Source organism: Burkholderia sp. LK4 (assembly GCF_001043615.1).
GTDB lineage: Bacteria > Pseudomonadota > Gammaproteobacteria > Burkholderiales > Burkholderiaceae > Burkholderia > Burkholderia cepacia.
Window position 1 is genome coordinate 31,092 of sequence record NZ_LDUL01000064.1, and the last position, 12,071, is coordinate 43,162.

Here is a 12,071-nt window from a genome sequence, read left to right on the forward strand (position 1 = left end):
GGTGGCGCGGGCGGACATTCAATGGCCCGGTCAGATCACGCAGCGGGCCGCGCGGTTGCGCAGCGCGCGGATCGCGCTGTACGCCGTCAGCGCGGACGTCTTCGGGTTGTCGGGCAGCGGCTTGCCGCTCATTTCCAGCGACATCTCGCCGAACGCGCCGCGCGCGGTGATGCGGTGCACGTTGCGCTCGACCGCCGGATCGGCGATCAGGCGCACGTGCGTCGCGTCGAGGCCGAGGCCCGCGAGCGCCACGGTGGCCGCGACGTTCGCGTTCTTCGGGTACAGCCGCGCGGCGTCGCGCGCGGTGCCTTCGAAGATCACCTTCGCCTCGCTCATCGCGCGCAGGTCGCACATCTCCTCGGCGGGCGTGCCGAGCCAGCCGAGCGGCGGCTTGCGGCCCACGTACAGCACTTCGTCGAGGCCGCCCTGCTTCGCGGAGGCCAGCGCGTCGATGCCGCCGATCGCGCCGGACAGCAGCGTGACCGTCGCGTCGCCTTCGTCGGCCGCCTGCGCGAGCACGTCGAGCAGCGCGAGGTCGGACAGCGCGCCGATCGACGCGACCGCGCAGTCGGTGCCGGCCTTCAGCAGCGGCACGACGTGATCGACGAGCGCGCTATGGCCCGCGCATTCGAGCGCGAACTCGGGGCGGCGGGCCAGTGCGTCGACCGACGACACGACCTCCACCGCGCCGCCCAGCACGCCCTGCACCGCCGCGCGCTGGTGTTCCGGCACGATCACGTGCGCGACGCGCAGCGACGCATCGTGCTCGACCGCGTGGTAGACGGCCGCGCCGATCGCACCGAAGCCGATCATCGCGACATCGACGGGGGCGTGGGCCCGCTTTTGCCCGTTAAGCATACTGGCGCTCCGTCGGCGCTTCCTTCTTCACCGGCGGGCCCGCGAACTGCGATGCGAACGAGCCGACCGACAGCATGTCGACCTCGACCATCACCGGCCCTTCCTTGGCCATCCCTTCGCGCACGATCGCCTCGGCGTCGTCGAGCGACGTGATCCGGTAATGCGTGAGGCCGAAGCTCGCGCAGAACTGCGCGAAATCGGGCTGGTGCAGTTGCACGAAGCAGCGGCGGCCGCCGTAGTGCGCGTCCTGGATGTTGCGGATCACGCCGTAGCACTGGTCGTTCATCAGCACGATCATCACGTTCGCGTTTTCCTGCACGGCCGTCACGAGCTCCCCGACGTTGACCATCAGGCCGCCGTCGCCGACCAGGCAGACGGTCTTCGCCGCCGCGCCCGCGAGCGCCGCGCCGATGCCCATCTGGATGCCCTGGCCGATGCCGCCGCCGAGCGCATGCACGCCCGAGCGCGGCTCGAAGATCTTCAGCAGGCGGTTGCCCCACGTGCTGTTCGAGATCGTCACGTCGCGCACCCAGTTGTAGTCGCGGCCGACCGCCCCCTGCAGCGTGTCGACCAGCTTCTTGTACGGCCCGAGGCCCTTCGACACGTCGGCCACCGCCTGCTCGCGGGCTGCCGCGAGATCGGCCGCGAACTGCGGATCGACCGACAGGCGGCCTTCAAGCCGGTCGGCCAGCTCGGCCAGCACGCGCTTCGAATCGCCATGCACGAACAGCTCGTTGCGATAGCCGCGGTTGTCGGCGAGTGCGTCGGCATCGATGCGGAACAGCGGCTGCGGCAGCGCGAGCTTGTACTTCAGCGTTTCGTTGCCGCGCAGGCGCGAACCGACGACGACGAGCGCATCGCAGGTCTTGTAGAACGCTTCGACGGACGCGTGCACGTTGAACGCGCCGAGCGTCGCCGGGTGATCCTCCGGCAGCACGCCACGGCCCTGCACGCTCGTCACGACGCCGAAGCCGAGCTTCACGAGGCGCTCGACTTCCGCGCGTGCATGGCGCGCGCCGCCGCCGAGCCACAGCAGCGGACGGCGCTTCGCCGCGAGGGCATCGGCGAGCTTGGCGACGCGTGCGGAATCGTGCTCGCGCACCGTGACGTATGCCGGTGCGAGGTCTTCCGGCCATTCGATTTCAGCTGCCTGGATGTCGATCGGAATCTCGACCGACACCGGACCCGTCGGCGCCGTCTGCGCGATGCGCACGGCTTCGCGGATCGTCGGCAGCACGGTTTCGACGGTGCGCACGCGGAAGGCGGCCTTCGAGATCGAGTCCAGCATCGACAGTTGATCCGGCGCTTCGTGGATATACGCGAGATCCTGGTCGAGATACGGCGTCTCGATCTGCCCCGTGACGTGCAGCAGCGCGGTGCCTGCCGTCAGCGCCTCGACCATCGCGCCCGCCGCGTTGCCTGCCGCCGTCCCCGTGCTCGTGAACGCGACGCCGAGGCCGCCCGACACGCGGGCCAGGCCGTCGGCCATGTTCAATGCGCCGGCTTCGCCGCGTGCGCCGACGTACCGGATGTTGCCGCGCGAGTTGATCGCGTCGAGGATCGGCATGTTGTGGATCGAGATGACACCGAATGCGGTCTTCACGCCGCACTGCTCGAGAAAGGCGGCAATCAGCTCGCCAACCGTGGTTTTTTCAGACATGGCGTGCAAAGCCTCCAGAAACGTCGATATGGCTGCCCGTCGTGTAGGACGACAGATGCGTTGCGAGATAAAAAAGTGCCCAGGCTGCCTCGTCGGGCTTGCCGAAGCGGTTCAGCGGAATGTGCTTCGTGCGCGCGATCGCGCCCGTCCAGTCCTCCCAGCTTTCGCCGGCCTGCGCCTGCGCTTCGTAACGGCGGCGCCACTGGCCCGACTCGACGATGCCGATCAGGATCGAGTTCACGCGGATGCGCTGCGGCGCGAGTTCGTTCGCGAGCGACTTCACGAGGCTCAGCACGCCCGCGCGCGCCGACGACGTCGCGACCATGTGCGGCTCCGGCTGCAGCGCGAGCAGCGAGTTCACGCAGGTGATCGTCGGCGCCTGCGCATCGCGCAGCAGCGGCAGGAACGCGCGCGTCGGGCGGATGATGCTGAAATACTTCAGTTCGAGCTCGTCGCGCCACGCGTCGTCGGTCGTGTCAGCGAAGGTCGACACGCGCCCCTGGCCGGCGTTGTTGACCAGCATGTCGGCGCGGCCGAAGCGTGCGGACACCGCTTGCGCGAACGCGGCGACGTCATGCTCGTCGAGCACGTTGCAGCGCGCGGCGAGCAGTTGAGCGCCCGGGTATTTTTCGTTGAGCATCGCCTCGGCGCGCGCCAGGCGCTCGCCGTCGCGGCCGCAAATCGCGACCGATGCGCCTGCCTGCAGGAACCGTTCGGCGGTCGCGAGGCCGATGCCGGACGAACCGCCCGTCACCACCGCCACCTGCCCGGTCAGATCGATCTGGATCATCGGAGTCCTAATGCTTTCATAAACGTGTGCTCGTCATCCGAGCGGTAATTGAGCCGCCGCGACAGTTCCGCCGCCGCGCGCTGCACCTTGTCGATCAGCCCGTCCGCGATCAGCGCCGCGTCGATTTCCGGACGCGGCACCGTCACCGTGATGCACGCGACGATCTTCTGCGTCTCGTTGCGCACCGGCGCCGTGACCACCGAGATGCCGCGCTCGAACGACGAATTGCTGACGCCGTAGCCGCGCAGCGCATCCTCGCGGATCACTTCGTACAGCGCGTCGACCGTTTCCGGTGTCGCGTTCGTCATCCGGTTCAGCGTGCCTTCCGGATACAGCGAGCGCAGCTCCTTCAGCGACAGGTCCCCCATCAGCACGTGGCCGTGCGTCGTCGCATGCGCGGGCAAGCGCGTGCCGACGTTCACGCGGATCGAGCTGAACACCGGCGACTGGCTCTGTGCCTTCGCGACGAACACCACGTCTCGGCCGTCGCGGATCACGATGTGCGTCGTGAAGCCGGTGGCGTCGCGCAGGCTCTCGATCACGGGCAGGCCGAGATCGGTCAGCTCCAGCGAGCTCAGGTATTCGAAGCCGAGCCGCAGCACGGCGATGCCGAGCTTGTAGTTGCGATCCTTGTCCGCGCGCTCGAGGAAGCCGAGCGATTCGAGCGTCTGCAGCAGGCGGAACACCGTCGTGCGCGGAATGCCGAGCCGCTTCGACAGCTCCGGCGCACCGAGCACGGGCTCGCGCGGCGAGAATTCGGCGAGGATCCGCAGCCCGCGTTCGAGGCCGGGCACCACGTAGTTGGCTTCGGCCTTGTCGTTTTCGGGTTCGGGTCGTTGCAGCGGTTCGTTCATGCCAGCCCCCGCTGTTGGTCGCACTGACGGCAGAACGAGTCGATCAGCGCGGAATAGACGGCCGGCGCCTCGACATAACCGGCATGACCGGCTTGCGGAATCACCTGCAGCCCGACGTGCGCGGCCGCGGCGATCCGCTCGCACGCGGCGGGCGGCGTGATCGCGTCGTTCGCGCCGACGGCCACGGCCGTGCGGCCGCGAAAGCCGGCGAGATCGGCCGCGAGATCGGCGTTCGCAAGCAGATGCGTGGCCTGCGCATAGCCGGCCGGCACGATGCGCGCCATGTTCCAGCGCACCCACGCACGTGCCTCCTCGTTCGCGAAACCGGACAGCATGTTGCCGCTGCGCTGTTCGGCGAGCCCGGCCGGGCCGAGTTCGGCGAGCATCGCGAGCCGCGCGTCGCGGCGCGATTCGCGCGTTTCGGCCGGTGCGCTGCCGTAGCCGCCCGCGGGCGACACCAGCAGCAGGCCGGCGATCCGCGCGGGCATCACGCGGGCGAGACCGCCCGCGACGATCGCGCCGAGCGAATGGCCGACCAGCACACAGCGTTCGATGCCGAGTGCCTCGAGCCACGCGTTCAGCGATGCCGCGTAATCGGCGGCGGCCGGCGACGCGCCGTGCACGGGCGTCGACACGCCGTAACCGGGCGCGTCCCACGCGAGCACGCGCCGCGATGCGCCGAGCGTGTCGAGCTGGCTGACCCACGATGCGGCGCCCGAGCCGATGCCGTGCAGCAGCACGACGGGCAGCGCGCGGCCCGCATGCTGCGCGCCGGCCTCACGGTAACCGATCGTGCCCGCCGCGCCGGCCGCGCAACGCTGCTCGGGAAACTGCCCGAGCAGCGCGGCGAACGCCGCGGTGCGGTCGCGCTCGCGTTTGTCGATGACACTCATTGCTTCACCCGTCCCGTCTCAGCGCTTGATCTTCGCGAGCGGCGAATCGGGCGGATACGTCGGCGTGACCGGCTTCGGCGAACCGAGCATCACGCACATCAGCGCATCTTCCTCGCCGATGTTGATTTCCGTGCGATACACGCCCGGCGGCACCGAGATCAGGTCGCGCTCGCCGAGGATCGCTTCCCACGTCTCGCCGTCGCGCTCGCAGATCACCTTCATCTTGCCGCGCAGCACGAAGAAGATCTCTTCCACGTCGATGTGGATGTGGCTCGGGCCGATGTTGCCGGCCGGGATGACCATCGTCGAGAACGTGAAGTTGCCGGCCGGCACCGTGTTGACGTCCTTCGCGACGCCCGTGCCGCCCGTGCCGACGTAGCGCATCTGCGCGCGGCGGTACTTCGGGTCGTAGTCGACCTGGAACTTCAGTGCGTCCCAGTCGTAGCGCCGCGTCGCGTAGCGAGCAACGCGCCCTTCCATCCAGTCGTTGAAGCTTGCGCCTTCCGGCTGGTCCCACGACTTGCGTTCGAGATCGGCGTCCGCCATCGTCCTCTCCTTCATCAGAGTGAAAACTTCAATTCAATTCATTACGAAGCCGCCGTTTACCGGCAGCAATTGACCCGTCACGAAGCGCGCGCCGTCCGACAGCAGGAACAGCACGGGGCCCGTCACGTCGTCGGGCACCTGCGCACGCGTCAGCGCACGGCCCTGCATGTAGAACGCGTGGCGCTCGGCCGGCACGTAGGCGGTCGCCTCGACTTCCGTCAGCCCCGGCGCGATCGCATTGACCGTCACGCCGTGCGCGCCGAACTCGCGTGCCTGCGCATGCGTCATCGCGATCACCGCGCCCTTGCTCGCGACGTACGCGAGCAGCTTCGGCGCACCCCACAACGCGGTGTCCGATGCGAGGTTCACGATCGCGCCGCGCCCCGACTGCGCGAGGTGCGGCAACGCCGCATTGCTGACGAGCCACACGCCGCGCACGTTCACGTTCATCACGGCGTCCCAGGTCGACACGTCGAGCTCCGTCGACAATTTGCCGCCCGAATTCGTGATCGCCGCGTTGTTGATCAGCGCGTCGATGCCGCCGAGCGCCGCCGCGCCCTGCGCGACGAATGCATCGACACTCGCCGGATCGGCCAGGTCGAGCGTGAAGAAAAACGCGGTATGGCCGGCTTGCGTGAGCTGCGCGGCCAGCGCGCGGCCTTCTTCGGCGAGCACGTCGCCGAACGCGACCTGCGCACCCGCCGCGACCAGCGCCTTCACGAACGCCGCGCCCAGCCCGCGCGCGCCGCCCGTGACGAGCACGCGGCGCCCCGGCAGCGACACGACCGGAGCGCGCTCAGCCATGCGAGGGCTCCGCCGCGGCCTGCGCCGCACGATGCGCGTCGAGCGCGGAAAGATGCTCCTGCGCACGCTGGCGCAGCATCCGGCGCACGCGCGTGATGCCGACGTCGTGCTGGTACAGGTATTCGTGATCGCGCGCGTGCGGCGCGAGGCTTTCGAGGACGTAGCGGTCCTGCTCGAGCACGTCCCAGTGCAGGCCCTCGAGGCGGTTGCGGTACATGAAGCGCCACACGTCGCGCTGCCAGCCGCTGACCTTGCGCGTGCGCCAGAAATAGACCTGGCAGTTGTCGCCGTCGACCGGCGTCGCGAAGCCGATGATCCCGAAGTTGCCGCCGGGGCCGAACTTCTGCTTGTACGGAATCGCGAGGCGCATCCACAGGCAGCCGGTTTCGCCGAGCTCGACCCAGTCGAAATTCACATCGCGCTGGCCGATCTTCTCGAACATCAGGCCCGTTTCCGTCTTGCGCACGCGCATGTCGGCCTGCTTGTCGCCTTCGGCCATCGAATGCGACGTCGCGTGCAGGTACGCGCCGTGCATCGGGTCCATCACGTTGTCGATCGCGTACTGGTAATTGCACTTCCAGTTCGACACGCACAGGAAGTGGCCGTACTCGTCGGCGACCAGTTCCTCGGGCAGGTTCAGCGGCGCCGGCTCGCCGTGCGCTTCATCGCCGAACCACAGGAAGATCGCGCCGGCCTTCTCCTCGACCGGATACGACTTCACGCACTTCGTGCCTTCGAGCGGACAGTTCGACACGGCCGGCACGCGGTTGACCGTGCCGCCGCCGTCGACTTCGATGCCGTGATACCAGCACGCGATGTTGCCGCCGAGGTTCCAGCCGAGCGACAGGCGTGCGCCGCGGTGCGGGCAGCGATCTTCGAGTGCGTGAACCTTGCCCTCGTGATCGCGCCACAGCACGATCTGCTCGGACAGGCGCGTGAGGCCGACGGGTGCGTTCGACACCTGCCAGCTCGGCGCGACGGGATACCAGTAGTTCTTGATGCCGCGGTCGAGATAGTCACGGACCGGGTCGTGTTGGACTGCGTGTTGTACGGGGGACGTCATCAGTGTGCTCCGGATGCGGTTGTCGGGTCGGCGCTCAGGCGCTCACGCGCGCGGCGCGGTCGCTGCGCTCATTCCGCCAGCGAGGCCATTTCGGCGCGGAAACGCTCAGGTGTCCAAACCGTGCCGTCCGGCGCGCGAAAGCCGATGCGGTTCAGGCCCGCGACGACATCGTCCAGTTCGGTCGCGCCGCTCTCGAACACGCGCTCGAGCGCATCGCCGAGGTCGTTTTCGTACTGGGTCGGGGCGGCCTTGCGGTTCTGCCAGACCTGGTTCTCGGCCTGGCCGGGGATCTCGATCTGCCCCTTGCCCGCGACGTTGTTCGGCTGCGGCGCCACCCACGGCTTCAGGAAGGGATTGAAGTTGACGGTCGCTTCTTTCATCGGTTACTCCACCTTGATCTGGATTTCCTCGCCGGCAAGGCGCACCGCGTACTGCTTCAGCGCGCGCCCGCCCGGACCCTTCAGGCATTCGCCCGTCCTGATGTCGAACACGGCCTCGTGCAGCGGGCATTCGACCGTGCCTTCGTCGACGAACCCCTGCGTCAGCAGCGCGTACGCATGCGGGCACACGTTCTCGAGCGCATACACGTCGTCGCCGACGCGGTAGATCCCGATTTCGACGCCGTCGGTCCGCTTGAACTCGATCGGCGTGTCTTCCGACAGCGCGCCGGCGTGCCCGGCGCAAACCCATTGTTCAGACATCTCACACCCTTCCTTCTGATCGACTCTCGGTTTGTTCCGATTTGTTCCATACCCGGAACAGCAGTTTATGGATGGTGATTATAGGAGCGACTTTTCACGAGTAAAACAAAAAGCTGCACGCCCTAGGGAAAACACCGACCATTGGGTCGGCAGTTACTTCCGCCTGCCTTGCCAAATGTAATTTTTTGTTGTGTAGCGGGCATTTACGGCCTTTTTCCGGGCGTCGTGCACCGCAACCGCGCACCGTCACGAATTCCATCCGTCCCGAAAAAATTATTTTTGATACGGCGCTCGACGCCCCTATACTCCATTCCATCAGAGGCACATTGTTCCTTGTATGGAACATAAAAAATGCCCGCTCGATGGCGAAGACGCGCAACGGCAGGCCGTTCCCGCGCAGGCCGCCACGGCACGTTTTCATCAGGTTGGAGATTCAGGAGATCAAATGGTCAAGCATGCGGTAGCAGCAACAGTGATCGGATTGGGCGCCGTGTCGGGCGCGTGGGCGCAGAGCAGCGTGGTGCTGTACGGCAGCATGGATGCGGGGGTCGCGTACGTGAACAACGTCGGCGGCCATGCGAAATGGGCGATGATCCAGGGCAATACGCAGCCCGACCGGTGGGGCCTGAAGGGCAAGGAAGACCTCGGCGACGGCCTGTCGGCGATCTTCCAGCTCGAAAACGGCTTCTATACGAACAACGGCCAGTTCGCGACCGCGAATACGATCTGGAACCGCGCGGCCTTCGTCGGCCTCAGCTCGGAACGCTACGGCACGCTGACGCTCGGCCGCCAGACGCCGCTGTCGTTCGACTATCTCGATCCGCTCAGCACGGCCTACCTCGCGATGAGCTGGTATGCGTTCCACCCCGGCAACATCGACGGGCTCGCCGCGACCGGCAACGTGCCGTACAACAACGCGGTCAAGTATCGTTCGCCGACCTTCGCGGGCTTCTCGGCCGCGGCGACGATGGCGCTCGGCAACACGACGAACTTCTCGACCGGCAAGTCGGTCGGCGTCGCGCTGAACTATGCGAACGGGCCGTTCAAGGCGTCGGCCGTGTACTCGAACGAGCACGACCGTTCGATCCTGATCAGCACGACCGGCATCACGTCCTTCCAGGGGCAGAACACCGCGAACGGCTACATCGCGAACAAGGTCGAGAACATCGGCGCAGGCGCGTCCTACCAGTTCGGCGACTTCCTCGTGCATGGCCTGTACACGCGCACGAAAATGCAGGCGAACGGCTATTCGGACACGTTCCAGAGCTACGACGCGGGTGTGAACTATCGCAGCAGCGCGTTCAACACGATCGCGGGCGGCGCGGCAACCACGACGCTGGCCGGCCGCCGCTGGACGCAGGTCGAACTCGGCGACATCTATTCGCTGTCGAAGCGCACGCAGCTTTATGCGAACGTGCTGTACGAGCACGGTTCGGGCGGCGCAAAGGCCGCGTTCTTCACGGCCGGCGTGTCGAGCACCGCGAACCAGGTGGTCGTGCTCACCGGGATCCACCACTCGTTCTGAACGGCGCCAGGCAGCCGGTGCCTGAAACGAAACGAGGGGCCCGCGGGCCCCTCGTTTTCTTTATTGCGGTGCCGCGTGCGGCGGCCCGCCCGACAAGTCGGCGTCAGAACATCGCGACCTTGTGGCGCGCGTGCGCGAACGTCGGGTCGCTTTCGAGCGGACGATAGTTCAGGCGCTGGGACAGGTCGACCGCCGCGCCGCACACGGCTTCGACGAGCCGTTCCTTCTCGCCGGCCTCGCCGATCTCCGAGCGCGGCACCGTCGCGGTGATCGCCGCGACGATCGAGCCCGAATGATCGCGCACGGGCGCCGTGACCGCCGAAATGCCGCTCTCGAATGCCGCCTCGCTGACCGCATAACCGAGCCGCGCGTAATGGCGCACGCGCTCGTACAGTTCGTCGACGGTGCCCGGCGTGCGCTCGGTGAACTGTTCGAGTTTCTTCTCCGGATAGAGCTGGCGCAGTGCGTCGCGCGTCAGGTCGCCCATCAACACGTGGCCGTGCACGGTCGCATGCGCGGGCAGGCGCGTGCCGACGTGCACCTTCACCGAACCGAACATCGACGCGTTGCTCTGCGCCTTCGCGACGAACACGACGTCGCGCTGGTCGCGGATCAGCAGATGCGTCGACAGGCCCGTCGTATCGCGCAGCCGCTCGAGCACGGGCGTGCCGAGATCGGTCAGTTCGAGCGAATTCAGGTATTCGAAGCCGAGCCGCAGTACGCCGACGCCGAGCCGGAAATAACGGTCGCCGTTCACGCGCTCGAGGAAACCGAGCGCTTCGAGCGTCTGCAGCAGGCGGAACGTGGTCGTGCGCGGAATGCCGATGCGCTTCGACAACTCGGGCGCGCCGAGCACGGGCTCGCGCGCGGAGAATTCGGCGAGGATCCGCAGCCCGCGTTCGAGCCCCGGCACCAGGTAGGACGATGCGCCGCCGGACGATTCGTCGTCGCCGGGCGCCGCGGATTCAGGCGCGTCGCTCATCGTTGTCTTGGCCATGTGGACATGGACGGAAGGAAATCAATCACGAAACGGGTCATGGATCGTCGTGGGCAGGCGGCCATGCGACCCCGGCGCGCACGCGGGCTCGCACCCGCGTGAATCGCCGCGGCGCAGCATGCGCTCCACGGCACCACGAATAGTCATTCACGGTCGAGAGGATAGCAGCGATGGACAGCGCGGCGCCATGCGGAAATCGCCGAACGACGCGATGCCGGCCGTGGGCGCGGCGCGCGGCGGCCGGCGTGGCAGCCGAAGCCGCGCCGCCTACAGGCGCGACAGGTGAACCCGGATGTTCGCGCGGTCATACGTGAATCCGCCGGCCGCGTCCGGCTCGAGCACCCGCGCAAGGTCGACCGCGTACATCCAGCCGCTGCCGAGACGGCCCCCGTTGATCGCCCGGATCCGGCTGCCGCCGACGGCGATCGCGGCATGAAAAACGGTGCCGCTCCGCGAGAAGCCGACCGCGGTTCCGGCCGGAATGCTCGCGCGCCCGTCCCATTCGCCGCCGGTCTCGAAGTTGAAGCGGGTCCGCCAGTGCTGGCCGATCGTGTCGAGCAGCGCACCGGGCGCGATCATCGCGTCGCTGCGCAGCAGATACCGGACATAGGCCGCGGCGTCGTAACAGACGCCGCCGGACACGTACTCGTTGATGTCGGCCATGCCGAACATCAGCGCCTGCGCGTGCTTCTGCCGTTCGGCGAAACCGGATTGGGCGACATGCCCGCCTAACTGGCTCAGTTGCATGGGTGGCTCCTCGTGAAGAAGCAGGACGTCATCGTCCTGCCGACGCAATAACGTCATATGTTATTACGATATCCGGCCACGCCGGCATTCCGGCCCGGGCGTCACGGCATGCGGGAGGCCGATGCCGGCGCGGCAGCGGCCGCATCGGGATTCGGCGCGAGCCGCAGGCGCACGCGCAACGGCTGCAGCATGTCGGGCGGCGGCGGTTCCGCCAGCGGGCCGGCCGTGAGCAGTTGCCGCAGTGTCGCGTCTGCATCGGGATCGCCGAGCGACGCGAATTCGACACGCGTGACGGCGCCGTTCGGGCCGATCCACGCGCGCACGACGATCGCGGGCGGCGGCGCGGCGGCGCTCGCGTTCAGCACGCGCGCCTCGAGATAGCGGTGCAGCCGATCGGCCGCGTCGCCGTCGGCTTCGAGCCAAGTCTGGAACTGCTGCCCGGCAAGCTGTCCGTAGCGCATCCATGCCTGCGGCACGTCGGTCGTCTGCGCGACGGCCGGCGCGATACCCAAAACAAGCGCCCACGCGACGACGATCGCCCGCCACCCGCCGGACACGCGCCATTCCTGCCTTCGCTTCATTCCGCCTCCCGTTTCGACGATGAGCCGTCGTGCCGCGTGACATCGCCCGCGC

General features: G+C 67.7%; 14 protein-coding genes. 1 reads left to right on the forward strand and 13 read right to left on the reverse strand.

The window, feature by feature from the left end; all coding sequences use genetic code 11:
- Positions 1-30: 30 nt before the first annotated feature.
- From VK92_RS28955 to VK92_RS29000, 10 genes are all read right to left on the reverse strand, one after another.
- Positions 31-858, reverse strand: a complete 828-nt coding sequence (locus VK92_RS28955) for an aspartate dehydrogenase (RefSeq protein WP_021161508.1) — start codon at positions 856-858, stop codon at positions 31-33.
- Positions 851-2,518 carry a thiamine pyrophosphate-binding protein gene (locus VK92_RS28960; RefSeq protein WP_048022633.1) on the reverse strand — a complete coding sequence of 556 codons (1,668 nt, stop codon included), beginning with the start codon at positions 2,516-2,518 and terminating at the stop codon, positions 851-853. Before VK92_RS28960 ends, VK92_RS28955 begins: the two co-directional genes overlap by 8 nt.
- The gene (locus VK92_RS28965; protein ID WP_048022634.1) at positions 2,511-3,308 is read right to left on the reverse strand and encodes an SDR family oxidoreductase; all 798 of its coding nucleotides are present in this window, start codon (positions 3,306-3,308) and stop codon (positions 2,511-2,513) included. Before VK92_RS28965 ends, VK92_RS28960 begins: the two co-directional genes overlap by 8 nt.
- Complete coding sequence (locus tag VK92_RS28970) at positions 3,305-4,162, reverse strand: IclR family transcriptional regulator (RefSeq protein ID WP_021161511.1); 858 nt, start codon at positions 4,160-4,162, stop codon at positions 3,305-3,307. Before VK92_RS28970 ends, VK92_RS28965 begins: the two co-directional genes overlap by 4 nt.
- Entirely contained in the window at positions 4,159-5,055 is an 897-nt protein-coding gene (locus VK92_RS28975) for an alpha/beta fold hydrolase (protein WP_048022635.1), read from the reverse strand. Before VK92_RS28975 ends, VK92_RS28970 begins: the two co-directional genes overlap by 4 nt.
- 18 nt (positions 5,056-5,073) lie before the next feature.
- Positions 5,074-5,601 (reverse strand): cupin domain-containing protein, encoded by a 528-nt coding sequence (locus VK92_RS28980; RefSeq protein WP_048022636.1) that lies wholly within the window; start codon positions 5,599-5,601, stop codon positions 5,074-5,076.
- Positions 5,602-5,634: 33 nt separating this feature from the next.
- Entirely contained in the window at positions 5,635-6,405 is a 771-nt protein-coding gene (locus VK92_RS28985; protein ID WP_048022637.1) for an SDR family oxidoreductase, read from the reverse strand.
- A complete protein-coding gene (locus VK92_RS28990; RefSeq protein WP_021161515.1) occupies positions 6,398-7,468 on the reverse strand; it encodes an aromatic ring-hydroxylating dioxygenase subunit alpha in 1,071 nt (356 codons plus the stop codon). The genes VK92_RS28985 and VK92_RS28990 overlap by 8 nt, the downstream gene beginning before the upstream one ends.
- A gap of 68 nt (positions 7,469-7,536) precedes the next feature.
- On the reverse strand, positions 7,537-7,848 hold the full coding sequence (locus VK92_RS28995; protein ID WP_021161516.1) for a recombinase-like helix-turn-helix domain-containing protein: 312 nt from the start codon (positions 7,846-7,848) through the stop codon (positions 7,537-7,539).
- 3 nt (positions 7,849-7,851) lie between these two features.
- The gene (locus VK92_RS29000; RefSeq protein ID WP_021161517.1) at positions 7,852-8,169 is read right to left on the reverse strand and encodes a non-heme iron oxygenase ferredoxin subunit; all 318 of its coding nucleotides are present in this window, start codon (positions 8,167-8,169) and stop codon (positions 7,852-7,854) included.
- A gap of 445 nt (positions 8,170-8,614) precedes the next feature.
- On the opposite strand from VK92_RS29000, the gene VK92_RS29005 reads away from it, so the two are divergent.
- The gene (locus VK92_RS29005; RefSeq protein WP_048022638.1) at positions 8,615-9,694 is read left to right on the forward strand and encodes a porin; all 1,080 of its coding nucleotides are present in this window, start codon (positions 8,615-8,617) and stop codon (positions 9,692-9,694) included.
- Positions 9,695-9,797: 103 nt separating this feature from the next.
- Here the strand turns inward: VK92_RS29005 and VK92_RS29010 are convergent, their stop codons facing one another.
- The 3 genes from VK92_RS29010 to VK92_RS29020 all read right to left on the reverse strand — a co-directional run bounded on the left by VK92_RS29010 (position 9,798) and on the right by VK92_RS29020 (position 12,019).
- Positions 9,798-10,691 (reverse strand): IclR family transcriptional regulator, encoded by an 894-nt coding sequence (locus VK92_RS29010; RefSeq protein WP_042976374.1) that lies wholly within the window; start codon positions 10,689-10,691, stop codon positions 9,798-9,800.
- Between the two features lie 267 nt (positions 10,692-10,958).
- Positions 10,959-11,438 (reverse strand): type 6 secretion system effector deamidase TecA, encoded by a 480-nt coding sequence (tecA, locus tag VK92_RS29015; protein ID WP_048022639.1) that lies wholly within the window; start codon positions 11,436-11,438, stop codon positions 10,959-10,961.
- Between the two features lie 101 nt (positions 11,439-11,539).
- The gene (locus tag VK92_RS29020; RefSeq protein ID WP_048022640.1) at positions 11,540-12,019 is read right to left on the reverse strand and encodes a hypothetical protein; all 480 of its coding nucleotides are present in this window, start codon (positions 12,017-12,019) and stop codon (positions 11,540-11,542) included.
- Positions 12,020-12,071: the final 52 nt, after the last annotated feature.